The 24,729-nt window shown below is 74.0% G+C and carries 22 protein-coding genes and 1 pseudogene; 14 read left to right on the top strand and 9 right to left on the bottom strand.

Annotation, left to right across the window (positions count from 1 at the left end):
* Positions 1-89 precede the first annotated feature (89 nt).
* The 8 genes from ACZ3IG_RS15160 (at position 90) to ACZ3IG_RS15125 (ending at position 9,129) form a co-directional block, all read left to right on the top strand.
* Positions 90-1,508, top strand: coding sequence for an alkaline phosphatase PhoX (locus ACZ3IG_RS15160; RefSeq protein WP_467432182.1), 1,419 nt, complete (start codon positions 90-92; stop codon positions 1,506-1,508).
* A 31-nt stretch (positions 1,509-1,539) separates the two neighbouring features.
* A complete protein-coding gene (locus tag ACZ3IG_RS15155) occupies positions 1,540-3,060 on the top strand; it encodes an FAD-dependent oxidoreductase (RefSeq protein ID WP_467432181.1) in 1,521 nt (506 codons plus the stop codon).
* 83 nt (positions 3,061-3,143) lie between these two features.
* Entirely contained in the window at positions 3,144-3,986 is an 843-nt protein-coding gene (locus ACZ3IG_RS15150; protein WP_467432179.1) for a polysaccharide deacetylase family protein, read from the top strand.
* A gap of 18 nt (positions 3,987-4,004) precedes the next feature.
* Positions 4,005-4,187, top strand: coding sequence for a hypothetical protein (locus ACZ3IG_RS15145; protein ID WP_467432176.1), 183 nt, complete (start codon positions 4,005-4,007; stop codon positions 4,185-4,187).
* A 90-nt stretch (positions 4,188-4,277) separates the two neighbouring features.
* Positions 4,278-5,024, top strand: coding sequence for a peptidyl-tRNA hydrolase (locus ACZ3IG_RS15140; protein ID WP_467432175.1), 747 nt, complete (start codon positions 4,278-4,280; stop codon positions 5,022-5,024).
* Between the two features lie 114 nt (positions 5,025-5,138).
* Positions 5,139-6,482, top strand: coding sequence for an MbnB/TglH/ChrH family RiPP precursor modification enzyme (locus ACZ3IG_RS15135; protein ID WP_467432465.1), 1,344 nt, complete (start codon positions 5,139-5,141; stop codon positions 6,480-6,482).
* Positions 6,483-6,577: 95 nt separating this feature from the next.
* Positions 6,578-7,357, top strand: coding sequence for a TIGR04222 domain-containing membrane protein (locus ACZ3IG_RS15130; RefSeq protein ID WP_467432173.1), 780 nt, complete (start codon positions 6,578-6,580; stop codon positions 7,355-7,357).
* Between the two features lie 128 nt (positions 7,358-7,485).
* A complete protein-coding gene (locus ACZ3IG_RS15125) occupies positions 7,486-9,129 on the top strand; it encodes an alpha/beta hydrolase (protein ID WP_467432170.1) in 1,644 nt (547 codons plus the stop codon).
* Between the two features lie 25 nt (positions 9,130-9,154).
* On the opposite strand, the gene hemQ is transcribed toward ACZ3IG_RS15125, so the two are convergent.
* The 3 genes from hemQ to ACZ3IG_RS15110 all read right to left on the bottom strand — a co-directional run bounded on the left by hemQ (position 9,155) and on the right by ACZ3IG_RS15110 (position 11,779).
* Positions 9,155-9,892 (bottom strand): hydrogen peroxide-dependent heme synthase, encoded by a 738-nt coding sequence (gene hemQ / locus ACZ3IG_RS15120; protein WP_467432168.1) that lies wholly within the window; start codon positions 9,890-9,892, stop codon positions 9,155-9,157.
* Positions 9,885-11,363 (bottom strand): protoporphyrinogen oxidase, encoded by a 1,479-nt coding sequence (gene hemG / locus ACZ3IG_RS15115; protein WP_467432166.1) that lies wholly within the window; start codon positions 11,361-11,363, stop codon positions 9,885-9,887. Before hemG ends, hemQ begins: the two co-directional genes overlap by 8 nt.
* A 95-nt stretch (positions 11,364-11,458) precedes the next feature.
* Positions 11,459-11,779: a hypothetical protein gene (locus ACZ3IG_RS15110; protein ID WP_467432164.1), complete on the bottom strand. Its 321-nt coding sequence runs from the start codon at positions 11,777-11,779 to the stop codon at positions 11,459-11,461.
* A 134-nt stretch (positions 11,780-11,913) separates the two neighbouring features.
* On the opposite strand from ACZ3IG_RS15110, the gene ACZ3IG_RS15105 reads away from it, so the two are divergent.
* Entirely contained in the window at positions 11,914-12,732 is an 819-nt protein-coding gene (locus ACZ3IG_RS15105; RefSeq protein WP_467432162.1) for a rhomboid family intramembrane serine protease, read from the top strand.
* Positions 12,733-12,742: 10 nt separating this feature from the next.
* On the opposite strand, the gene ACZ3IG_RS15100 is transcribed toward ACZ3IG_RS15105, so the two are convergent.
* From ACZ3IG_RS15100 to ACZ3IG_RS15080, 5 genes and pseudogenes are all read right to left on the bottom strand, one after another.
* Positions 12,743-13,450: a hypothetical protein gene (locus tag ACZ3IG_RS15100; protein ID WP_467432160.1), complete on the bottom strand. Its 708-nt coding sequence runs from the start codon at positions 13,448-13,450 to the stop codon at positions 12,743-12,745.
* A 102-nt stretch (positions 13,451-13,552) separates the two neighbouring features.
* Positions 13,553-13,867 (bottom strand): hypothetical protein, encoded by a 315-nt coding sequence (locus tag ACZ3IG_RS15095; RefSeq protein ID WP_467432159.1) that lies wholly within the window; start codon positions 13,865-13,867, stop codon positions 13,553-13,555.
* Between the two features lie 178 nt (positions 13,868-14,045).
* Entirely contained in the window at positions 14,046-15,128 is a 1,083-nt protein-coding gene (locus ACZ3IG_RS15090; protein WP_467432157.1) for a glycosyltransferase family 4 protein, read from the bottom strand.
* Between the two features lie 41 nt (positions 15,129-15,169).
* Complete coding sequence (locus ACZ3IG_RS15085) at positions 15,170-16,684, bottom strand: NHL domain-containing protein (protein ID WP_467432154.1); 1,515 nt, start codon at positions 16,682-16,684, stop codon at positions 15,170-15,172.
* Positions 16,685-16,723: 39 nt separating this feature from the next.
* Positions 16,724-16,780 (bottom strand): annotated as a pseudogene (locus ACZ3IG_RS15080) (hypothetical protein); the annotation flags it as partial.
* A gap of 655 nt (positions 16,781-17,435) precedes the next feature.
* Between ACZ3IG_RS15080 and ACZ3IG_RS15075 the strand changes: the two are divergent.
* The gene (locus tag ACZ3IG_RS15075) at positions 17,436-18,455 is read left to right on the top strand and encodes a DUF4349 domain-containing protein (RefSeq protein ID WP_467432153.1); all 1,020 of its coding nucleotides are present in this window, start codon (positions 17,436-17,438) and stop codon (positions 18,453-18,455) included.
* A gap of 37 nt (positions 18,456-18,492) precedes the next feature.
* Positions 18,493-19,890, top strand: a complete 1,398-nt coding sequence (locus ACZ3IG_RS15070) for an FAD-dependent oxidoreductase (protein ID WP_467432151.1) — start codon at positions 18,493-18,495, stop codon at positions 19,888-19,890.
* A 133-nt stretch (positions 19,891-20,023) separates the two neighbouring features.
* Here the strand turns inward: ACZ3IG_RS15070 and hemE are convergent, their stop codons facing one another.
* Positions 20,024-21,103 (bottom strand): uroporphyrinogen decarboxylase, encoded by a 1,080-nt coding sequence (gene hemE / locus ACZ3IG_RS15065; protein WP_467432149.1) that lies wholly within the window; start codon positions 21,101-21,103, stop codon positions 20,024-20,026.
* A 184-nt stretch (positions 21,104-21,287) separates the two neighbouring features.
* Here hemE and ACZ3IG_RS15060 point away from each other — a divergent pair, with 184 nt between their 5' ends.
* The 3 genes from ACZ3IG_RS15060 to ACZ3IG_RS15050 all read left to right on the top strand — a co-directional run bounded on the left by ACZ3IG_RS15060 (position 21,288) and on the right by ACZ3IG_RS15050 (position 24,495).
* Positions 21,288-21,974, top strand: coding sequence for a DUF3000 domain-containing protein (locus ACZ3IG_RS15060; protein WP_467432148.1), 687 nt, complete (start codon positions 21,288-21,290; stop codon positions 21,972-21,974).
* A gap of 311 nt (positions 21,975-22,285) precedes the next feature.
* Positions 22,286-22,948 carry a response regulator transcription factor gene (locus ACZ3IG_RS15055; protein ID WP_003972894.1) on the top strand — a complete coding sequence of 221 codons (663 nt, stop codon included), beginning with the start codon at positions 22,286-22,288 and terminating at the stop codon, positions 22,946-22,948.
* Positions 22,949-23,211: 263 nt separating this feature from the next.
* The gene (locus ACZ3IG_RS15050; protein WP_467432146.1) at positions 23,212-24,495 is read left to right on the top strand and encodes an HRDC domain-containing protein; all 1,284 of its coding nucleotides are present in this window, start codon (positions 23,212-23,214) and stop codon (positions 24,493-24,495) included.
* The last annotated feature ends 234 nt before the right edge of the window (positions 24,496-24,729 follow it).

Genomic DNA, 24,729 nt, shown 5'->3' with positions numbered 1-24,729 from the left:
ACACCCGCGCCGCACGTGGTTCCCGGGTCTTCTGTGTAGTGATAAACACAGCGGGTCACAGTCCTGTCCGCCAGCAGGAAGGTTTCCCCATGTCCGTGCCGTCCTCCCGTCCGGCTCGTCCGGCGTCCCCTCGTCCGGCGTCCCGACGTGACGTCCTCGCCCGCTCCGGTGCCCTGGGAGCGGGCATCGTCTTCTCCGGCGCCCTGGCCGAACTCTTCACCGGCACCGCCGCCGCGCACTCCCTGGGCCACACCGGGTACGGCCCCCTCGTCCCCGACCCCGACGGACTGCTCGACCTGCCCGCCGGCTTCCGCTACCGGGTGCTGTCCCGGGAGGGCGAGCCCCTGCGGTCGGGCGAAGGCCCGGTCCCCTCGAACCACGACGGCATGTCCGCCTTCCCCGGCGCCCGGGGCCGCGTCCACCTCGTCCGCAACCACGAGAACCGCGCCGACGGCCGCGTCCCCGTCCCCGCCGTCGAGGGCCTCACCTACGACCCGGCCGGCCGGGGCGGCTGCACGGCGCTGACCCTGGACTCCCGCAACCGGGTGCTGTCCGAGCGGGTCGCGATCGCCGGTACGGCGGTGAACTGCGCGGGCGGGCCCACCCCCTGGCGCACCTGGCTGACCTGCGAGGAGACCGAGGACAAGGCCGGCACCGACGGCTACACCAAGGACCACGGCTTCGTCTTCGAGGTCGACCCGGCCGACCCGCGCCGCACCGGCGCGGTACCGCTGACCGCGCTGGGCCGCTTCCCGCACGAGGCGGTCGCCGTGGACCCGGGGCGGGGCGTGGTCTACGAGACCGAGGACGCCTTCGAGCACCCCTTCGGCCTCTTCTACCGCTTCCTGCCCGACAGGCCGCTCGGCGGTACCGGGTCGCTGCGCGCGGGCGGCCGGCTCCAGGCGATGCGGGTGCCGGGCGTACCCGACCTGTCCACGATCCAGGAGACGGGCGCGGTGTTCGACGGCGTCGCATGGGTGGACGTCCCCGATCCGCTGGCCGCCGGGACCCCGATCCGCTTCCAGGACTTCGGCCGCGGCGGCGTCACCCACGCCCAGAAGCTGGAGGGCTGCTACTGGGGCGGGCGCTGCGTGTACTTCGTGTCGTCCTTCGCCCGCGGCGCGGACGGCTCGGCGGCCGACCACCACGGCCAGATCTGGCGCTACGACCCCGAGCGGCGGCGGCTCACCCTGGTGATCGTCTTCGGCCCGGACACCGGCGTACGGCTGCCCGGCGAGTCCCCGGACAACATCTGCCTGGCGCCCTCCGGCGGCCTGATGGTCTGCGAGGACGGGGGCGGCGCCCAGTACGTCTTCGGGGTGACACGCAAGGGCGAGGTGTACGCGGTGGCGCGCGGCCGGCAGAACATCGGAACGGCCGGGGAACCCGAGTGGGGCGAGTTCGCCGGGGTGACGTTCTCCCCCGACGGGGACACGATGTACGTCAACTGCTACACGCCGGGGACGACGTTCGCGGTGACGGGACCCTGGCGGGCGGCCACCGGGTGACGGCGGCGCGGCGCGGGGTACCCGCAGCCGCATGACGGAGAACGCGCGGCCCAGCGGCTCGTACTGGTTGGAGACGGCGCCGGGTGAACCCCACCCCGCGCTGACGGAGGATCTCGACGTCGACGTCGCCGTGATCGGCGGCGGCGTCGCGGGACTGAGCACGGCGTACGAGCTGACACGGGCCGGGCGGAGCGTGGCGGTGCTGGAGGCCGGGCGGATCGCCGCGAGCGTCACCGGCCACACCACCGCCAAGCTGACCGCCCAGCACACCCTGGTCTACGACAAGCTGCGCCGCACCCGGGGCCCCGAGGGCGCCCGGCTGTACGCCCGCTCGCAGACCGAGGCCATCGCGCGCGCCGCGGCGCTGGTGGACGAGTTGGGCATCGACTGCGACTGGGAGTCCCGGAGCGCGTACACCTACGTCTGCGACGCGGGCCGGGTGGACGAGGTGCGGGCGGAGGCCGCGGCGGCGAAGGAGGCGGGGCTGCCGGCCGAGTTCGTGACGGAGACCGGGCTGCCGTTCCCGGTCGCGGGCGCCGTGCGGGTCGCGGGCGGTGCCCAGTTCCACCCGCGCAGGTACCTGCTGGCCCTCGCCGGGGACCTGCTGGCGCGCGGCGGCCTGATCTTCGAGAACACCGTCGTGCACGGACTGGACGAGGGCGAGCCCTGCCGACTGTCGACGGACACGGGAGCGACGGTGCGGGCCCGCGACGTGGTGGTGGCGACCCACTACCCGGTCTTCGACCGGGCGCTGCTGTTCACCCGGCTCTCCCCGCGCCGCGAGCTGGTCGTGGCCGGTCCCCTGGACGCCGGCCAGGACATCGACGGCATGTACATCACCCCGGACGAGGGCACCCGCTCGGCGCGCACGGCCCCCCTCGACGACACGGGCCGGCGTCTGCTCATCGTCACCGGGGAGCACTTCACCCCCGGCACGGGCGACACCCGGGAGCGGTTCGAACGTCTGTCCGACTGGGCGCGCGGCCACTTCCCCGGCGTCGCTCTCACCCACTCCTGGGCCACCCAGGACATCGACCCCACCGACACCGTGCCGATGGTGGGCCCGCTGCACCCGGGCGCGCACCACACCTACGTCGCCACCGGCTTCGGCGGCTGGGGGATGAGCGGCGGCATGATGGCCGGCCTGCTGCTCACCGCGCGGATCACGGGCGCCGGCAGCCCGTGGAGCGAGCTGTACGACCCGCGCCGGCTGCGCACCCAGGTCCGCGAGGCGCCGCAGTTCCTCCAGACGCAGGCCGAGGTGGCCCGGCACTTCGTCGGCGACCGGCTCAGGCCCGCGCCTCCGGTGGACGCCCTGCCGCCCGGCGAGGGCGCGGTCGTCCGGGCGGGCGGCGACCGCGTCGCCGTCTACCGCGACGAGGCCGGCGCCCTGCACGCCGTCTCCCCGCGCTGCACCCACCTCGGCTGCCTGGTCGGCTTCAACGCCGCCGAGCGCGCCTGGGAGTGCCCCTGCCACGGCTCCCGCTTCGACACGGACGGCAAGGTCATCGAGGGCCCGGCGACGAAGCCGCTGGAGCGGCGGGAGATCTGACCGGCCGCCCGGCCGGGTGACCGTACGGCCGGGTCGGCGCCCGGCGGCGAGGAAAGCGGCGAAGCCGCCCATACGTTCGTACGATGATCACTCTCGTACGACGTGCGGTCCTGGTCGCTCTCCTGGGCGCCGCCCTCGCCGCCTGCGGCACCGCCGAGCCACCGCGGCACCCGGCCGCGTCCCCCTCCCCTTCCCCGTCCGGGAAGCCGTCCGTTCCGACCCTCGCGCCCGGCCCGGCCGGGCTCACCCCGGTCTTCTCGCACGGCCCGCGTACCGGCGAGCGGACCGTGGCGCTGACCTTCGACGCCGACATGACCGCCGACCAGGGGCCCCGGGCGGCGGCGGGCGAGCGGTTCGACAACCCGGAGCTGATCGCCGCGCTGCGGGAGCTGGAGGTGCCGGCGACGGTGTTCATGACCGGGCGGTGGGCCGAGGAGTACCCGGACCAGGCCCGCTCGATCGGCCGTGACCGGCTCTTCGAGGTCGCCAACCACTCCTACAGCCACTACGCCTTCACCGACGACTGCTACGGCCTGCCGACCGTCTCCCGCGACCGGATGCGGGCGGACGTGGAGCGGGCGTACGCGGCGTTCCGGAAGGCGGGCGTCCAGGACCCGATGCCGTACTTCCGCTTCCCGGGCGGCTGCCACGACCCGGCGGCGCTGAAGGAGCTGACGGCCGCCGCAGTCACCGCCGTGCAGTGGGACGTGGTGAGCGGCGACGCCTTCGCGACCGACGCGGACGCGGTGGCCCGGCAGGTGCTGGACGGGGTCCGGCCGGGGTCGGTGGTGGTCCTGCACTGCACCCGCAGCGCCGCCCCCGTCACCGAGCGGGCGGTGCGGACGGTGGTGCCCGAACTCCGTCGGCAGGGCTACCGCTTCGTGAAGGTCTCCGAGCTGGTCGGCGCCGTGCACGGGCGGACCTGACGGTCCTACGCTGGAGACATGAGCGACAACGACTACTGCCTGATCGACGACGCGGGCAGGCCGCCGAGGGCGGCTGGGCCGCCGTACGCCGAGTGCGTCGTGTGCCGGGAGCCGACGGAGTACCCGGAGTCGTACAAGGGCGTCACCCTCTGCCCGGCCTGCGAGTGGCTGGAGGCACAGCGGACGGCCTGCTCGGGTTGATCCGCGCCGCGGCGGCCCGCACCCGTCCGCCGTACCTCACGTCACGGCCCCGTACTCTCCCGGGTCCCGGCGGCTTGGCAGACTGGGCGCGTGAACAACGACGCGACACCCGTCCCCGACAGCCCGGCACCCGGCGGCCCCGCCGCCGACAGCCCGTTCCGCGCCGAACCCGGTGACCGCGACCTCGCCCCCCAGTTCGTGCTGCCGCTGGTGGTCCGCATCGAGCGCGCGGCGCCGCCGGCCCGTACCGACGCGCTGGAGACCGCCGCCCGGGCGGTGCTGGTGATGCTCGCCGACGAGCGGTCGGTGGGCGAGGGGGAATGGGCGCGGGCGATGCGGGACTGGCAGGACGCCCGCATCCGCAAGGTGGTGCGGCGGGCGCGCGGCGCCGAGTGGCGGCGGGCCGAGGCGCTGCCCGGCATCACGGTCACCGGCAAGTCGGCGGAGGTACGGGTCTTCCCGCCGGTCCCGCTGGACGGCTGGCCCAAGGAGCTGGCCAAGCTCCAGGTCTCCGGCACCGAACTCGACGACCCCGAACCGCCGGCGGACGCCGACCCGGCCGGGCCGGTGCTGTGGCTGAGCCCGGAGATCACCATGTCGGCCGGCAAGGCGATGGCGCAGGCCGGGCACGGAGCCCAGCTCGCCTGGTGGGAACTGACCGGCGAGCAGCGCGCCGCCTGGCGCGACGCGGGCTTCCCGCTCGCCGTCCGCACCGCGTCCGCCGCCGACTGGCCCCGCCTCACCGCGGGCGGCCTGCCGGTGGTCCGCGACGCCGGGTACACGGAGATCGCGCCGGGTTCGTGCACGGTGGTGGCGGACCACCCGGAGCTGCGGTGACGCGGTGAGCCGCACCGAACCTCAAATTCTGCTCTGAACGCCCGCCTTTTATGATTCGGCCCCGCTCGCGGCGGCGATACCCCCGACATGTACTCAGGAGAGGGGGTGGAGGCCGTGCACCGACTGGGAACCGGCATCGGCTGGCGTCCGGAGATCGCGGACGCCGTCGAGGCGATGCCGGGCATCGACTGGGTCGAGGTGGTGTCCGAGAACGTGTGCCCCGGACACCTCCCGGCCTCGCTGCTGCGGCTGCGCGAGCGCGGTGTCACCGTGGTGCCGCACGGCGTCTCCCTCGGCCTCGGCGGCGCGGACCGGCCCGACGCGGGGCGGCTCGCGGCACTGGCCGAGCGGGCCGACGTACTCGGGTCACCGCTGGTCACCGAGCACATCGCGTTCGTCCGGGCGGGCGGGCCCGGGACCTTCTCACCGCGTCTGGAGGCGGGGCACCTGCTGCCCGTGCCACGTACCCGGGACGCCCTGGACGTGCTGTGCGAGAACGTCCGCATCGCGCAGGACGCGCTGCCCGTGCCGCTGGCCGTCGAGAACATCGCCGCGCTCTTCTCCTGGCCGGGCGAGGAGATGACGGAGGGACAGTTCCTGTACGACCTGGCCGACCGGACCGGCGTACGGCTGCTGATCGACGTGGCCAACCTGCACACCAACCACGTCAACCGCGGCGAGGACCCGGCCGAGGCGCTCGCCGCGCTGCCGCTGGAGGCCCTCGCCTACGTCCATGTCGCGGGCGGCTTCGAACGCGACGGCGTCTGGCACGACAGCCACGCCCACCCCGTGACCCAGCCGGTGCTCGACGTGCTGACCGACCTCGCCTCGCGGGTCGCGCCGCCGGGGGTGCTGCTGGAGCGGGACGAGGACTTCCCCGAGCCGACCGAGCTGGAGGGGGAACTGGCCGCGATCGGGACGGCGGTGGAGAAGGGACGGGCGGCCGGGGGCCGGGAGGCCGTGCGGCTGCCGGGCGGGGCGGTGGACAGCGCGGCGGCGGGCCGCGGGGCGCGGACTGCGGCTGCGGCTGCGGCTGCGGGCGAAGGCACCCGCAGGCGGCTCGCCCTCGCCCAGACCGCCCTGCTCTCCTCGCTGGTCGCGGGAACACCCGCGCCCGAGGGGTTCGACCGGGCGCGGCTGGAGGTGCAGGCCCGGGCGCTGGCCGGGAAGCGGGCCGACGTGGTGGCGAAGGTCGCGCCCGAACTGCCGGAGATCCTGGGCGCGGCGTACCGTCCGGCCTTCCTCGCGTACGCGCGGCAGACGCCGATGGCCGGGGGCTACCGCCGGGACGCCCTGGACTTCGCCGCGCACCTGGCGCGGAGCGGGACCGTGGCCGACGCCCGGGTCCGGCGCGGGGTACGGCGGTGGTGGCGGGAGCGGTCGGGACCGGTGCCCCCCTCGCGGCGTCCGGCGGTGCGACTGGTGCGGGCCACGCGACGGGTGTTGCCGGGGCACTGAACTTCCCCGAACGGAACGTCACATACCGGCAACACTGGGTCCGGATGCTGAACAGACCGTGGCGTGGGCCCGTCTCTTCGGCATAGAAAAACGGCATGTTCTGGGTCCTCCTTCTGCTGCCGGCCTGGGCCGTCGCCGGTACGGCGTGCACGCGACTGTGTCTGGCCGCCGCCCGCGCGGCGAACGACGGCACGGACTCGGCCGGCGGACGTGAACTCGACCTCTACGAGGCGGCCTTCCTGTCGGGCGGCCCCGCGCGGGTGGCCGACCTGACGATGGTGTCCATGGCCCGTCAGCGCCGGCTCCTGCTCGCGCGCACCGGCTGGGCGACCGTCGTCGACCCGCGCGGGCAGGACGAGATGGAGCGCTCCGTGATCGGGGCCATAGGTCCCGGGGGGCAGTCCCTGATCGCGCCGGTGCGGGCCTCGGCCGCGGCGGCGGACGCGGTGCGGGGGCTGGCCGAACGGCTGGTCAGCGCGGGCCTGGCCGTACCGGACGGCGTCCGCACGGTCGCCGCCGCCGTCCACCGGGTGCGGCTCGCCGCGCTGGCGGTGTGCGCGCTGGGCGCGGCGGCGCTGGCCCTGCCCGCCCCCGGCGATGTGCCGCGCTACCTGATCGCCCTGTGGTTCGCGCTGCCGCTCGCGGTGACGCTGAGCTGCCTGGCCATAGCCCGCATCGAGGTCCACCCGTACTCGGCGTGGGCGTCACCGGCCGGGCAGCGGCTGCTGTACGCCTTCGCCCGGCGGGCCGGCCGGCCCGGGGACGCCGCCGCGGATCTCACCTCCGTCGCCGTCCGCGGCGTCCGGGCGATCGGCGAGCCGGACCTGCGTGCGGCCTTCGCGCACCGGGAGGAGTACGAGGGCCTGCGGGACTGAGCCGTCCGGGCCGCCCCCGGCCGCTCCTCGGAAAGACGCGGCGCCGACACCCGCCGGGGTGCTTGCCTTCCCCCACCATCGAACGAAACATCCCTTTTGTCGCACTTTGCGCACCGAAGGGACACGCGATGAGAGCAGCCGCCCTCTACTCGGCCGCCGGCTCCCTGCTCCTGGCCGCCCTCACCGCCGCCCCCGCCGACGGCGCCCCGAAAGACCCGGGCACGGGCACGGGCACGGGCACGGGCACGGGCACAGGTACGGGCACAGGTACGGGTACGGGTACGGCCGAGCGGCGAGGCACCGAGGTGGCCGCCGCCCGCGCCGCGGCGGCCGGCATCAGGTTCGGCGACTGCCCGGACGCCGACGAGCTGCCGGGCAGCATGCGCTGCGGCACGGTCACCGTCCCGCTCGACTACGCGCGCCCCGACGGCCAGCGGATCGAGCTGACCGTCGGCCGGGTGCGGGCCACCGGCAAGGACCCGGGGCGCGGTGGGCGGGCGGTGCCCCGGCAGGGCGCCCTCGTCTACAACCCGGGCGGGCCGGGCGCCTCCGGGCTGCACTTCCCCCTCATCGGCATGGTGCCCGAGTGGAAGCGGCTGGCGGCGGCGTACGACCTGGTCGGCTACGCGCCCCGCGGGGTCGCCCCCTCCGCGCCGCTGAGCTGCCAGGACCCGGAACGCTCCGTGCGGGGTCCCCGGCCGTCCCCGGCGCGGCCCTCCGCGGCGTACAAGAAGGAACGTGCCGCCGAGGCCGCGGCGTACGCCCGTGGCTGTGCCGAGCGGGCGGGCGACGCGCTGCGCCACTACCACTCCCTCAACAACGCCCGGGACCTGGAGGTGATCCGCGCCGCGCTGGGTGAGGAGAGACTGACCTTCATGGGTGCCTCGTACGGGACCTACTTCGGGGCGCTGTACGCGGAGTTGTTCCCGGGGCGGGTGCGGCGGATGGTGTTCGACTCGGTGGTGAACCCCGACCCGGCGGGGGTCTGGTACCGCAACAACCTCGCCCAGTCGGCGGCGTTCGAGCGCCGCTGGCGGGACTTCCGGACGTGGATCGCCGCGCACGACGACGTGTACGGGCTCGGAACCACGCCGGGCGCGGTGCGGGACAGCTACGAGCGGGCGAGCCGGTCGCTGGCGGCGCGGCCGGCGGGCGGCACGGTCGGACCGGCGCAGCTGCAGAAGTCGTTCCTGCGGGCGGGGTACTACGACGACCACTGGCCGCACCGGGCGCGGGCCCTGTCGGCCTATCTGAAGGGGGACGCGGGGCCGCTGGTGGAGCTGGCGGGGCCGCTTCCGGAGACGGCTGCGGAGACGGAGAACGCGAGCGCCGTGTACACGGCCGTGGAGTGCAACGACGCGCCCTGGCCGACGGAGTTCGCGGTCTGGGACCGGGACAACACGCGGCTGGCGCGCCGGGCGCCGTTCGAGACCTGGGAGAACGTGTGGACCAATCTGCCGTGCGCCTTCTGGCGGGCGCCCCGGCAGCGGCCCCTGGACGTGCGCACCGCGCCGGGTGAACTGCCGCCGGTGCTGATCCTGGCGGCCGAGCGGGACGCGGCCACGCCCTACGCCGGGGCGCTGGAGCTGCGGCGCCGGCTGTCGGGCTCGGTGCTGGTCACCGAGCGGGGCGCCGGCTCCCACGGCATCGCGGGCGGCCCGAACGCGTGCGTCAACGGGCACCTGGAGGCGTATCTGCTCGACGGCCGCCTCCCGGCGCGGGACGCGTCCTGCGCCCCGCGCCCGGCCCCGGTGCCCGCGCCGGAGAGCTGACCGGGCCTCGGACTCCGGCAGCTGGTCAGGCCAGCCCGGCGATCAGCTCCGGCAGGTCCTTGCGGCGGCCCGTGTAGAACGGGACCTCCTCGCGGACGTGCAGCCGGGCCTCGGAACCGCGCAGGTGGCGCATGAGGTCGACGATGCGGTACAGCTCGTCGGCCTCGAAGGCGAGGATCCACTCGTAGTCGCCCAGCGAGAAGGAGGCGACGGTGTTGGCGCGCACGTCGGGGTAGCCGCGGGCCATCTTGCCGTGGTCGGCGAGCATCCGGCGGCGGTCCTCGTCGGGCAGCAGGTACCAGTCGTAGGAGCGCACGAAGGGGTAGACGCTGATGTAGTTCCGCGGCGTCTCGTCGGCGAGGAACGCCGGGATGTGCGACCGGTTGAACTCGGCGGGGCGGTGCAGCGCCATGTTCGACCAGACCGGCTCCAGGGCGCGGCCCAGCCTGGTGCGGCGGAAGAGGTTGTACGCCTCCTGGAGCTGGTCGCTGGTCTCGGCGTGCCACCAGATCATCACGTCGGCGTCGGCGCGCAGCCCGGAGACGTCGTAGGTGCCGCGCACGGTCACGTCCTTGGCGGCGAGCTGGTCGAACAGCTCCTGGACCTCGTCGGCGTACCCGGCGCGCGCGGCGTCGTCGGGGAGCACGTCCTTCAGCTTGAAGACGGACCAGAGGGTGTAGCGGATGACCTCGTTGAGGTCCTTGGCCAGCTTGCCCTTGTTGGGGATGCGCTCGGCCGCGGGGGTGGAGGCGTCGTCACTCATGGCCATATTCTCCCGCTCCGTTCTGTGGGCTCGGCACCGGGGCGGTGGTGAGTTCCTCCACACCGCCGAGGCCGTCGTGGACCTGGTCGGCGGCCACCTGGGCACTGGCGATGGAGGCCGGGATGCCGACGCCGTCGTACGCCGCGCCGCACACGGCGAGGCCGGGGAGCTCGGCGAGGTGCTCGCGGACGCGGGCCACGCGCGCGTGATGGCCGACGGGGTACTGGGGCAGGCCGTCCTGCCAGCGGGTGACGCGGGTGGCGACGGGCGCGGCGGTCAGGCCGGTGGCCCGCTCCAGGTCGTGCCGGGAGGCGGCGACGAGTCCGGGGTCGTCGCGGCCGAGGATCTCCGTCTCGCCGTGACGGCCGACGGAGGTGCGCAGCACGACCAGGTCCGGGTCCTCGCGGTCGATCCAGCCCCACTTGCGGGAGGCGAAGGTGGACGCCTTGATGGCGCGTCCGTCGACCGGCGGCACCAGGAAGCCGCTGCCCTCGGGGAGCGCGGCGGCGTCCGCGCGGCGGTAGGCGAGGGTGATCAGCGCCATGGAGGCGTACTCCACGGCGGCCAGCTCGGCCGCGGCGGCGGGCGCCTCGGCGGCCAGCAGCGCGGCGGCGGCCGGGGCGGGCACGGCGACGATCACCGCGTCGGCCGCCAGCACCCGGTCGCCGGCGACGACGCGCCAGCCGGCGGGCGCGGTGCGGCGCAGCTCGGTCACCGGGCTGTTCAGCAGGATCTCGCCGCCGCGGGCGCGGACGGCGTCGGCGACGGCCGGGGGCAGGGTGCCGATGCCGCCCTCGATGCCCATGAAGACGGGGCCGCCGGGGCCCGGGGCGGCGGCCGTACGGCCCTGGATCGCGCGGACCGCCTCGGTGAGCGACGGGTGGGCGCGGACGGCCTCGAACAGCTGGGGTACGGCCGAGCGCATCGAGATGCGGTACGCGTCGCCCGCGTACACCCCGCCCAGCAGGGGCTCCACCAGGCGGTCGACCACCTCGCGGCCGACCCGCGCCGCCACGTGCTCACCGACCGCCACGTCGTCGCCGACCTCGGTGGGGGGCAGTTCGGCGTCGCGCTCGACGCGGGCGAGTCCCTCGTCCGACAGCACGCCGGCCAGGGCGGCGGCGGTGCCGGGGACGCCCATGACGTGGCCCTTGGGCATGGGCCGCAGGGCGCCGCGGGTCCACAGCGAGGCGGTCGCGGTGGCCGGCGGCTGGAGGCGGTCGCCGAGACCCACCGCACGGGCCAGGCCGACCGCCTCGGGGCGGCGGGCCAGCATCGACTCGGCGCCCAGGTCGACGCGCACGCCCGCGATCTCGCCGGGCAGCAGCTTGCCGCCGACGCGGTCCGACGCCTCCAGCACGGTCACCCGCGCGCCCCGCTCCGACAGCCGGTGGGCGGCGGCCAGACCGGCGATCCCGGCTCCGATGACGACGACATGCCCCGTGCCCGCACGGGTCCGACTTGCGCACATGTTCCCACCTTCTCAGACCCCGCTGACAGGGACCGAAGGGCCCCGGCGCCCGGCGGGCGCGAAGGCTCACGGGATGCGACGGCCGGACCGACCGCTCACGCCGTGCCGTTGATCCGGTCGATGACCTGCCGCGCCTGCTCCGCCGGCGGCCGGGCCGGCAGCGACGACACCGGCGCCGACCGGGGGGCCTGGGGCGGCTGCTCCCCGGCCTGCCGGGCGGGGGCGGCGGCCCGCGCGGAGCGCAGCCGGTGGCTCGCGGCCTCGTCCAGGGTGACCGGCCGCCGCCGCTGCGCGGCCGGCCGCCCGGCCTCCTGGCCGGGCCGGGCGACGTCCTCCCAGGGCAGCCGCAGTACCAGTGCGCTCTCCGCCTCGCCGTCGGGCAGGGCCCGCGGTGCGGGAGTCACTCGGTCGTCCATCGCCTGTTCCTCACCTCGTCCGCGCGGCACGCCTGCGCCGTGCCGCGGCCGGCCGGTGAGTCATACGCGTCACCGGGCGGCGGCGTTCAGCCCATCGGCCGCTTCACCGGCGCCGCCCGGGGCAGTAGTCATCCGTGGTCATCCCCGTCCATGACGTGAACCCGGTGCGCGGCACCCCGTGGGTCACCTACGCGCTCATCGCCGCGAACCTCGCGGTGTTCCTGTCCATGCCCGGCATGGCCGACTCGCTCACCGGCGCCGGCGGCCTGGTCCAGCAGTGCCGTCTCCAGGCGTACCTGGACCACTGGGCGGCCGTCCCCCAGGAGCTGATCCACCACCGGCTGCCCCGGCTCGTCCCCACCGGCGACGTGGGCGTCGGCTCCCAGGGGCCCGGCTGCGTGATCGCCCCGCCGGACTACGGCAAGTCCCCGGAGCTGAGCGTCCTGACGGCGATGTTCCTGCACGGCGGCTGGCCGCACCTGCTGGGCAACATGCTGTTCCTGTACATCTTCGGCAACAACATCGAGGACCGCATGGGCCACCTGCGGTTCCTCCTCTTCTACGGCGTCTGCGGCTACGCGGCGACCTACGGCTTCGCCCTGCTGAACGCCGGCTCGGGCGCCCCGCTGATCGGCGCGTCGGGGGCGATCGCCGGCGTCCTCGGCGCGTACCTGCTCCTCTACCCGAGGGCCCGCGTCTGGGTGCTCGTCCCGTTCCTGGTCTTCCTGCCGCTGCGGCTGCCCGCCTGGATCGTGCTGGGCCTGTGGTTCGTCCTCCAGGCGTTCTACTCCGCCGGCCAGGGCCTCTCCGACGCCGGCACCGTGGCCTACGTGGCCCACGTCGCCGGCTTCGCGGCCGGCCTGCTGCTGGCCTGGCCCCTCAAGCCCGGCACTCCCCCGCCGCCGGAACCGCCCGGCATCCTCTTCGGACGACGTACCCGACGGGCCCGGTAGGCCGGCCGCGTCAGCCCGCGGCGCGGCCGGCCCCGCCCGGCGCCGGCCACGACACCGGCGAGGCCGTGAGGGCGCGCATGGCCACGGGGTCGTTCGCGGCCTGGTGGTACCGGTGGCACAGGGCCGCGTTGGCCTCGTACTGCCGTCCGTCCTTGACCGCGGGCGCGTGGTGCAGGGCATGGGCCCGGCCCTCGTGGCGGACGGGGGGCGCCCCGAGCAGGGTGGTGTGGGCGATCTCCCAGGCGGCGTCCTCGAACCCCCAGCCGCGGAACCGCTCGTCCTGTCCGCCGTGGGCCCACCAGGTCGTCGGGGTGGTCACGTAGACGCCGCTGCACGCGCCGGGGACCGTGACGGCGTGGCAGTCGCGCAGCGGTGTCCCCGCGCGGTACTGGGCGCTGCCCTCGGCGCCGAGTGCCCGGTACTCGGTGTAGGGCAGATGGACGAGACCGCTGCCGGCGGCGCCCTCGACCGCCTGCCGGAGCGGGCCTTCCTCGACCAGCGTGTCGGCGTCGGCGATCACGACGACGCCGGCGCCGGACCGTGCGGCCCGGAACACTCCCGCGTTGCGGCAGGCGGCCGGGTTGAACGGCTCGGCGCCGGTGTCGACGTGCGTCACGGTGACGGCCGGCAGCACACGCCGCCAGTGGGCGACGCAGAGGTCATGGGCGTACTCCCGGCTGGGCTGCGGCCGGAAGGGCATGACGAGGGCGATGCGCACGGATACCCCTCCTCGGGGATCGCGTCGGTCCGTGGTCGTGAGTCGGGCGTGGTGAGGGCCGCCCGGCCGGGTTTCGGGCACCGGCCGGACGGCCCGGCCGGATCAGGCGCTCACCAGGTCAGCGATGACAAGTGCGGTGACGGTGTACCGGAACCTCCAGGCGGGGGCCTTGGAGTCGTTGGGATGGTTGCGGCGCCAGACGGTCAGCTTGACCGCGCCGTCGTACTCCGAGTTCGAGGACGGGACGATCTCCACGGCCACCTTGTCCAGCGACATGGAGGCGTGATGCGGGTTGCCGCTGTGGAGCACCTCCAGCGAGTACGACTGCAGCGCCACGTTCATGACCGGCCTGCCGTCGATCTTGCGGACCTTGCCCCTGAGGGTGAAGCCCTGCGTGGTCTCGATGGGTGCCGCCATGGGGGGCGGAGTCCATCGTGAACGTCACGGTCCTGAATTCCACGGGCATTGCTTTTCCTTTCGTTCCAGCTGACTGATCTGCCTTTTTCGTGCTGTGCGTTTTTGCGCTGTGCGTTTTTCGCTGGGTGGTTCATCGCCTCCTTGGCTGCGGGAGTCTCGTGGCGGGTTGGCTCGGTGTTCAGGAGGAGGGCCGCAGTGTGGGATGCCGGACGAGCCGCGCTCGGGATACCGGCCGCTTCCCTTCGCGCAACGACTCGACGGCGTCGCACCAGATGTCGAGGTCGAGGTTCTTGGTCAGTTCGTCGGAGCGTGCCCTGGCCCGGCGGGAGGCGACCTGCCAGGTCCGTGGGTCCCGCAGCGCCATCAGTGCGTGGATCCAGGCGTTCACGTCGTCGCGGTAGGCGAAGATGCCCGCTTCCCCGAGTGATTCGACCAGTCCGGGGGTGGGGTGGGCGATGACCGGAATCCCGGACGCGAACGCCTCCACCGCCACCCGGCCCCAGGACTCGTACAGGCTCGGCATGAGGACGACGCGCGACCGGCGGTAGACGTGTTCGCGCATCTCCGACCCCGGGACGCTGTCGATGACGTCGCAGTTGGCCAGCCGGGCCGGCGGCATGATCTGCTGTCCGTAGGCGCCCCGGACGCCCAGGAAGTTCCAGTCCGGGGTCCACGCGGCGATCTGCCAGAACAGTTCGCCGCCCTTGTCGGCGTTGAGGTTCACCAGGGTCGCGCAGTCGCCCGGTTCGGTCCGGTAGTCCTCCGCGATCACCGGGGGGCGGACCACGAGGGTGCGGCGGGGCAGGAACTCCTGCGGGTAGCGGGCGTAGAAGATCTCGCCGTCCCGTCTGATCCATTCGCTGTTGTAGACGAGCAGATCGGCACCCGCCGCGTTGTGGAAGGTCGTCTCGAAGTTGTCGTGGCAGATCACGACCACGGGAATGTGCCGGGCGCGGGCCAGGCCTGACACGAGGGGGACGTTCTCGTAGTGGGACAGGAGCACGTCCGCCTTCTGCGCGGCGGCGGCGAAGTCGGCGCCTTCCTGGTACGGGACGACGGACACGCCGTCGATCTCGTAGCTCTTCTCGATGCTCCCGGGATGGGACAGCCAGACCGTCACCCGGTGGCCGCGTTCGGCGAGCGGGCGCAGCATCGAGTGGAGCATCCACTCGGACCCCGCGTTGTGGGCCGGTGGATAACCGTACACCCGGGCCGCGACGGACAGACTCCACGGCGGGGCGAACGGGGCCGGAGCGGGCATGCACGCGCGGGGCGCCGCCGGGTTCACGTGATCCCCTTCGCTCACTCGACGGTGAGGTACGCGGCGGCCGGGGGACGGTCGCCCACGGTGAAGGAGAGCTCCGTCGCGCCCGGCACCGCCTCGGGGCCCGCGACCACGCCGATCAGCAGGGAGTTGCTGGCGCCGGCCTTGCGCAGATGGAGGTCGACGGGGCCGTTGGTGGTGAAGGTCTGCCCGTCCGCCGACACGGTGCCGCCGTACGACGCGAGCTGCCGGAAGACGCCGTTCTCGTCCTCCCCGTAGACGATCAGGTTGCCGCTGCCGTGGAACCGCAGGCCCTTGCCCGAGGGGAGGGTGACACGGACCGTCTGCGGGAAGACGTTGCCGTTGCCGAGCGCCTTGACGTACACGCCCGGCCACGCGGACGCGCCGGGCTCGCGCTTCAGCGTCACGGGTCCGGCCTGCGTCACCGAGAACGGAACCGTGATGACGACGGGTGCGGCCGCCGACTCCCGGTCGCCCACGGTGAAGGTCAGCTCCGTGTCGCCGAGGACCGCGTCGGCGTCGGCGACCACGCCGATCAGCAGGGAGTTGGTGGCGCCGGCCTCGCGCAGATGGAGGTCGACGGGGCCGTTGGTGGTGAAGGTCCGTCCGTCCGCCGACACGGTGCCGCCGTACGACGCGAGCTGCCGGAAGACGCCGTTCTCGTCCTCCCCGTAGACGATCAGGTTCCCGCTGCCGTGGAACCGCAGGCCCCGGTCCGGCGGGAGGGTCACGCCGACGGTCTGCGGAGGGACCCGGCCTTCGCCGAGGGACTTCACGTACACGCCGGGCCACGCGAACGCGCCGGTGCCGCGCTCCACCGGCACCCTTCCTCCGGGAGACACCTCGAACGGGGCGTCGGGAGCGGGGAGGCCGCTCACTTCCCGTACGCGGTTGTTGTCGGTGTCGGCGATGAGGAGGTTCCCCCTGGTGTCCATCGCGACGCCGTGCGGGTGATTGAGGGCCGCGTAGACGGCCGGTCCGCCGTCACCGCCGAAGTTGCCGTAGCCGTGGCCCGCGACCGTGGTGATCGTCCCCGAGCCCCCTTCCACCTTCCGCACCCGGTGGTTGTCGGTGTCCGCGATGTACAAGTCACCCGCGGAACCGATCGCGACCCCACGAGGACGATTGAGCGCCGCGTCGACGGCCGGACCGCCGTCACCTCCGAAGTCACCGTGGCCCTTGCCCGCGACCGTGGTGATCGTCCCCGAGCCCGCGTCCACCCTCCGCACCCGGTGGTTGTCGGTGTCCGCGATGTACAGGTTGCCGCCGGCGTCCAACGACACGCTGAAGGGCGTGTAGAGGTGCGCCGCCACCGCGCTCTCGCCGTCGCCTCCGTAACCGGCCCTGCCGGTGCCGGCGACGGTCGTGATCACCCCGGTGGTCGCCTCGACCCGTCGTACACGGTGGTTCTCGGTGTCCGCGATGTAGAGGTTGCCGACGGAATCCGCCGTGACGCCACGGGGGCGTTTGAGGGCCGCGGCGACCGCCGGCCCGCCGTCGCCGGAGTATTCCTGGTCTCCGTTGCCCGCCACGGTCGTGATCGTCCGGGACTCCGCGTCCACTTTTCGCACCCGGTGGTTCTCGGTGTCGGCGATGTAGAAATTGCCGGCACCGTCCACCGCGACGGCGTTGGGCTGGAAAAGCCCGGCCTCGGTGGCTTTCTGCCCGTCACCGGATTATTCGGCATACCCGTTGCCCGCCACCGTGGTAATCCTCGGAGTGCTATCCCCCTCCTGGACCTCCCCGACACGACGAATTCGCTCATCGCCTTCCCCTCTCTGTCCCGGATTTCAAGCGTGAACTCTCGATCAGCTCTTACCCGGCGGAATTCCGGATGCACGCGCGATCAGAATGAAACCGCGGGTCACACCCGCTCCTCGCCATCCGGGAAGGGTCACGATGCGCGGCACCAGTACGCGACTCGCGCCACAGGAAAACGGGGGACAACTCTCATCACCGTGACGGTGAACTCAGATATCACCATTCCTCCCCACAGCCCTCGCACGCCACATGGAGCGAGAAAAAGAGAACGACCACTTCTCCCCCTATTGATATGAAAATAGGCACACTCATTCTTGTGGGTGCATCGCACGCGTCAGCCTCTGCCTTTTCTGTCGGACAGGGCGCGAAATTCGAGTTCGTCGGGGCCATCACCGTGGCGCGGGGCGCCGGTGTCCGTCGCGCGTCCGGACCGTGACCGCATCGGGACCCGCGCACGCCAACGTTCCGGCCCGCCCCGGCGTCGAAGGAGCGTCAGTCGTCACGTCCCCGGGGGAGACCCGCATGTCCGCACAGCGTTCCGTACGACCCGTTCCGGCCCTGGCCGGGCTCCTGCTGGCCGCCGCCCTCGCGCTCACCGGATGCGGTGGCGGCGGTGACGACTCCGCCGGGAGCGGCAGCGCCGACAAGGCGGCCGGCCAGGAGCAGGGGGCCCGGCAGGGCGCCGGGGACGCTGCCGCGAAGGGCTCCGGGGCGACCGCCCCGGCGAAGCTTCCCGCGCAGCACATCATCCGTACCGCCTCCCTGACCGTGCGGGTCGGGAACGTCCCCGAGGCACTCGCCGAGGCCCGTACCGCCGCCGAGGACGCGGGCGGCTACGTCGGTGAGGAGACCACCGGCCGCGATGAGGACGGCAACGAGCACACCGACGTCGTGCTGCGGGTGCCCGCCGACGCCTACGACCGGGTCCTCACCGGCCTCGCGGGCACCGGGAAGCTGCTGGAACGGACCACCGAGGCGCGGGACGTCACCGACCAGGTGGTGGACGTGGAGAGCCGCATCACCTCGCAGCGCGCCAGCGTCGCCCGGATCCGTGAGCTGATGGACCGGGCGGAGCGGCTGAGCGACGTGGTGACACTGGAGGGCGAGCTGAGCAGCCGTCAGGCCGAGCTGGAGTCGCTGCTCGCCCGCCAGGCGTCCCTGAGGGAACGCGCCGCCCTGGCGACCATCACCCTCTCCCTCACCGAGACGCCGCCCCGCCCGGACAGTACGGACGGCGGCGACCCCGGGTTCACCGACGCCCTCGCGGGCGGCTGGGACGCGTTCGTGGCGATGCTGCGCTGGCTGGCGGTGGTGTTCGGCGCGGTGCTGCCGTTCGCGGCGGTGACGGCGCTGCTGGCGCTGGTGTGGACGCGGCTGGTACGGCCCCGGCTGCCGCGCCGCCCGGCACCCGCGCCCGCGGCGACCGCCCTCGGCCCGCTGCCGTCGGCCCGCCCGGCACCACGGCCGGCCCGCTCGCCGGAGGGGCGTACGGAGGAGGCACGTACAGGGGAGGCGCGTACGGAGGAGCGGGAGGAGGACTGAGCGGGACCCGGACGCCCCGCCCCCGTAGCGTGTCCGCATGGACATGAACGGTGCGACGGGTGGACGTGAGCGGCTGGTGGTGATCGGCGGCGACGCCGCGGGGATGTCCGCGGCGTCGCAGGCACGCCGGCTGAGGGGCCCCGACGAGCTGGAGATCGTGGCGTTCGAACGCGGCCACTTCTCCTCCTACTCGGCGTGCGGCATCCCGTACTGGGTCGGCGGCGAGGTCGACGACCGGGACCGGCTGATCGCCCGCACCCCCGAGGAGCACCGCGCCCGCCACATCGACCTGCGCATGCGCACCGAGGTCACGCGGATCGACGTGGCGGCCCGGCGGGTACGCGCGCGTGACGTCGATTCCGGTGCCGAGTCCTGGACGGCGTACGACAAGCTCGTCATCGCCACCGGCGCGCGGCCGGTCCGGCCCGACCTGCCCGGCGCGGACGCCCCCGGGGTGCACGGCGTGCAGACGCTGGACGACGGACAGGCGCTGCTGGACACGCTGGCACGCGCGCGTGGCCGTCGCGCGGTGGTCGTCGGCGCCGGCTACATCGGCGTGGAGATGGCCGAGGCGCTGATCAACCGCGGCTACGAGGTGACGGTCGTCAACCGCGGCCGGGAGCCGATGTCCACCCTCGATCCCGACATGGGCCGCCTGGTGCACGACGCCATGGAGGGCCTCGGCATCACGATGGTGAACGACACCGAGGTCACCGAAGTGCGCACCGGCGAGGACGGGCGGGTGAGCGCGGTCGTCGCCGGCGACGCGGTGTACCCGGCGGACGTGGTGGTGCTCGGCATCGGCGTCACCCCGGAGACCTCGCTCGCGCGGGCCGCCGGTCTCCCCCTGGGCGGCCACGGCGGCCTGCTGACGGACCGGGCGATGCGGGTGCGGGGGCACACGGACATCTGGGCGGGCGGCGACTGCGTGGAGGTCCTGGACCTGGTGTCCGGGCAGTCGCGGCACATAGCGCTCGGTACCCACGCCAACAAGCACGGCCAGGTGATCGGCACCAACGCGGGCGGCGGGTACGCCACCTTCCCGGGCGTGGTCGGCACGGCGGTCAGCAAGGTCTGCGACCTGGAGATCGCCCGGACGGGGCTGCGCGAGAAGGACGCCCGCCGGGTGGGCCTGCGGTTCGTCGCGGTCACCATCGAGTCGACCAGCCGCGCGGGCTACTACCCGGACGCCTCCCCCATGACGGTGAAGATGCTCGCCGAGCGCCGCACCGGCAAGCTGCTGGGCGTGCAGATCGTCGGCCGGGAGGGCGCGGGCAAGCGGGTCGACATCGCGGCGGTGGCCCTGACGGCGGGCATGACGGTGGAGCAGATGACCGGGCTGGACCTGGGCTACGCCCCGCCGTTCTCGCCGGTGTGGGACCCGGTGCTGGTGGCGGCCCGCAAGGCGGCGCGGGCGGTCGAGCGGGCGGGCTGACCCCGCACGCCGTGCCGTTGGTCCGTGCCGTTGGTCCGGTCGACGGCCTCCCGCACCCGCTCCGCCGGCGGCCGGGCCGGCGGCGACGGCACCGGCGCCGGCTGGGCGACCGGGGGCAGAGGCAGGGGGAACGTCAGCGCGCGGTGCGCGTGTGCACGTACTCCACGAGGCGGGTCAGCGCGTCCGGGTCGGTGGTCGGCAGCACACCGTGGCCGAGGTTGAAGACGTGGCCCTCCAGCCCCTCGGCCGCGGCGAGGATCTCGTCGGTCTTGGCCTCGACGGCCTCGCGGGAGGAGAAGAGGACGGCCGGGTCGAGGTTGCCCTGGAGCGCCTTGCCGGGGCCGACGCGGCGGGCGGCCTCGTCCAGCGGGACCCGCCAGTCGACGCCGACCACGTCCGCACCGGCCTCGCCCATGAGACCGAGCAGCTCACCGGTGCCGACACCGAAGTGGATGCGCGGGACGCCGTAGCCGGCGACGGCGTCGAAGACCTTGGTGGAGGCGGGCAGCACCGAGCGGCGGTAGTCGGCCGGGGCCAGGGCGCCGACCCAGGAGTCGAAGAGCTGGACGGCGCTGGCGCCCGCCTCGATCTGTACCTTCAGGAAGGCGGCGGTGATCTCGGCGAGGCGGTCGAGCAGGTCGGCCCACAGCTGCGGGTCGCCGTACATCAGTGCCTTGGTGTGCTCGTGGTTGCGGGACGGGCCGCCCTCCACGAGGTAGCTGGCGAGGGTGAAGGGAGCGCCCGCGAAGCCGATCAGGGGGGTCTCGCCGAGTTCGGCGGTGAGCAGGCCGAACGCCTCGGTGACGTAGGAGACGTCCTCGGGGGTCAGGTCGCGCAGCCGGGCCAGGTCGGCGCGGGTGCGGATCGGGTTCTCGACGACCGGGCCGACGCCGGGCTTGATGTCGAGGTCGACGCCGATGGCCTTGAGCGGGACGACGATGTCGCTGAAGTAGATCGCCGCGTCCACGCCGTGCCGGCGGACCGGCTGGAGGGTGATCTCGGTGACCAGCTCGGGCCGCATGCAGGACTCCAGCATGGGGATGCCCTCGCGCACCTTGCGGTACTCCGGCAGCGAGCGTCCGGCCTGGCGCATGAACCACACGGGCGTGTGCGGCACCGGCTCACGCCTGCACGCCTTGAGGAAGGCGGAGTCGTACGTGGCGGTCGGCGGCTGGCCCGCGGGGCTCTGGTCGGGGCTCTGGTTGGCACTCACGACGGAAAGTCTCGCACGCCCCGGCGACCGTCCCGGACCGCGGGGCGCACCGGGGCGGGCGGCCCCGGTGCCGCGCCCGGCCGTGCGCCGCCCTCCCCGCCCGCGCGCCGCGTGATCCGGACATCGCGCCCTGTCGCGGGTGTCCTCCCTGCGCCGGGGCCGCGTTCCGCTTAATCTTCCCCGCATGGCTGCGGCTCAGGGACGACTGTCGGACGGCACGGGCGGAATGGACGAACCCAAGGACGACAAGGACGGTGCGGACGGCGTCGGATATCCGGACAGTACGGCTCCGCTGCCGTTCCGGTCCGCCGTCGACGCGTTGCGGGCGACGCGGCTGCGCCCGCAGGTCGAGGTGGAGGCGACCCGCCCGCCGCAGCGGCTGGCGCCGTACGCGTACGCGCTGGAGGCCGCGGTCGTCGACGGCGACGAGGACCTGGCGGACGGGCGCCTGGTGCTGTTGTACGACCCGGCCGGGCACGACGCCTGGCAGGGCGCCTTCCGGCTGGTGACGCTGGTGCGCGCGGAACTGGAGCCGGAGCTGGCCACCGACCCGCTGCTGCCGGAGGTGTGCTGGACCTGGCTCACCGGCGCCCTCCAGGGACGCGGGCTGTCCTACGGCGAGGCCGGCGGCACGGTGACGCGCGCCAGCTCGCACTACTTCGGCGGCCTGTCCGCGCGCCCGGCCGCCTCGCAGATCGAGATCCGCGCCTCCTGGACCCCGCGCGAGGGCCTGGGCGGGGTGCCGGACGCGGCCGCGCACCTGGGCGCCTGGTGCGATCTGCTGGCCCAGGTCGGCGGGCTGCCGCCGGCCGGTCCGGGCGACGCGTCGGTGGTGACGCTGCCGCAGCGCCGGGGGCCGCAGTCCCGCTAGCCGGAGGCAGAGGAACGGAGGGTACGGCTTGCGCCGTACCCTCCGTTCCTTTTTCCCTTCTCTCCCCTCGAACCGGTCAGGTCACTTTGTCGATACGGCCACTTTCGAGCGCGTAACGACGCAGACCGGAACCGTTCGATCTTCGAATGATCGATCGCCTGTCCGAATTGCTCGGATTGTTACTCACCAGATCGTGATCATTCTCTAAAGGAGGACAGGTTTGATGCCGAAGACGACTGTGACCTTGAAAGCACGGTTCGTCCCGGCTTCTTCCCCATGAGCCGGCCCCGTCCCCGCACCCAGGAGGCCTGGTGTCCGTTCTTCTTGAGCAGCCCGCAAGCCTGGTCGCCTACCGCCCGAACAAGCCGACCGCCATGGTGGTCGTGGCCGACCCCCGCGTCCGTTCCACCGTCACCCGTCATCTGTGGGCGCTCGGTGTGCGCGACGTCATCGAGGCCTCGTCCGTCGCGGAGGCTCGTCCCCGCATCGGCAACCCCCGCGACATCTGCGTCGCCGACGTCCACCTCCCCGACGGCTCCGGTCTGACCCTGCTGTCGGAGACCCGCGCCGCGGGCTGGCCCAACGGGCTCGCCCTCTCCGCCGCCGACGACATCGGCGCCGTGCGCAACGCCCTCGCCGGCGGCGTCAAGGGCTACGTCGTCACCGGCACCCGCACCAACGTCGGGCTCCCCACCCGACCCGGTGCCGCCCCCATCGGCGCCGCCGCCGCCCGCCTCCACCGCCGCCCCCCGGGTGCCCCGAGCCACCCGGGCGGCTACCGCGAGCTGTCCGGCCGCGAGGTCGAGGTGCTGCGACTGGTCGCGGAGGGCCAGTCCAACAAGGCGATCGGCGTCTCGATGGGCCTGTCCGCCCTGACCGTCAAGAGCCACCTCGCCCGCATCGCCCGCAAGCTCGGCACGGGCGACCGCGCCGGCATGGTCGCCGTCGCCCTGCGCACCGGCATCATCCACTGACCCGACCACCCCGCCCCCCTGGTGCCCGCCGACGGAACGTTCCGTCGGCGGGCACCAGGCATGTCACGACGCGAAGGGGGCGCGTCCGGCGACGCCCGGCGTAACACCCCATTGGTTACGCCCCCGGTGACGCCCCACAGGGCTCGCGGGGCAGGATCACCGGATAACGGTGACAAGTACCGAGAAGTCGTTTTCGCAGGTCAGCCGAATTTTCGACCGAAACCGCAGGTCAGCAGAGCGTCCGGTGCAGATACCCTTGACAGGTGACCGACGCCCACGAAACCGCAGCAGACCGTGCACCGCACACCACCGGAGGCGCCCCTCCGGACGAGACCGGAACTTCTGCCGCGGAGGCGCCGATCCCCTTGCTGGAGCCACGGGAGGGCATTCCGCCGGTGATCGCCGACGCGGCGGCGCTCGCCGAGGTGACCGCCGCCTTCGCCGCCGGGTCCGGGCCGGTCGCCGTCGACGCCGAGCGCGCCTCCGGCTACCGCTACGGCCAGCGCGCCTACCTGGTGCAGCTGCGCCGCGAGGGCGCCGGGAGCGCGCTGATCGACCCGGTGGCCTGCCCCGATCTGTCCGGGCTCGGCGACGCGCTGAAGGACGCCGAGTGGGTGCTGCACGCCGCCACCCAGGACCTGCCCTGTCTGCGGGAGATAGGGATGGTGCCGACGCGGCTGTTCGACACCGAGCTGGCCGGGCGGCTCGCCGGGTTCCCGCGGGTCGGCCTCGGCGCGATGGTCGAGAGCGTCCTCGGCTTCGTCCTGGAGAAGGGCCACTCCGCCGTCGACTGGTCCACCCGCCCGCTGCCCGAGCCCTGGCTGCGCTACGCCGCCCTCGACGTGGAGCTGCTCGTCGACCTGCGGGACGCGCTGGAGAAGGAGCTGGACCGGCAGGGCAAGCTGGAGTGGGCCCGGCAGGAGTTCGACGCCATCGCCTCCGCGCCGCCGCCCGAGCCCCGCAAGGACCCCTGGCGCCGTACGTCCGGCATGCACAAGGTGCGCCGGCGCCGGCAGCTCGCCGTCGTCCGGGAGCTGTGGCAGACCCGGGACCGCATCGCCCAGCGGCGGGACGTTTCGCCGGGCAAGGTGATCGGGGACGCGGCCATCGTCGAGGCGGCCCTCGCGGTGCCGCCCAACGTGCACGCACTCGCCCAGCTGAGCGGCTTCGGGCGGGTCAACCGCCGGCAGCTGGAGCAGTGGCAGGCGGCGGTCGACCGGGCCAGGGAGCTGTCGGAGTCCCAGCTGCCGCAGCCGGGGCAGCCGGTGACCGGTCCCCCGCCGCCGCGCGCGTGGGCCGACAAGGACCCGGCCGCCGCGGCCCGGCTCTCGGCGGCGCGGGCCGCGATCACGGCCCTGGCCGAGGAACTGAACATGCCGCAGGAGAACCTGATCACCCCGGACACCGTGCGCCGGGTCTGCTGGGAGCCCCCGGCGCCGGCCGACGCCGGGTCGGTGGCCGCGGCGCTGGCCGCGCACGGTGCCCGGCCGTGGCAGGTGGAGCAGGTGACGCCCGTACTGGTGGCGGCGCTGACGAAGGAGCCCTGACCACCGTCGCTTCGTCGCCCCGCGCGTGAAGCCGTCACAACGCCGCAGACGAGCACCGCACCTGCCGGAGATCGTCTCCCGGCGCGTCCCGGAGGCGCCTCGGAACGGAACAGCGACGTCGAGATCACGCCAAGATCATCAAAGGGCCCTCGACGATGCCGCGCAGTCGCCGCCGGGCGCGAGGGCGACGTCGAAGCCCTCGGGGCGGAGGCGGCCCGGACGCCGTTCGAGGTC

The organism is Streptomyces sp. NPDC016677, from assembly GCF_055562815.1.
The sequence above is the reverse complement of the archived record's forward strand: the minus strand, read 5'-3'. Positions and strand labels throughout refer to the sequence as shown.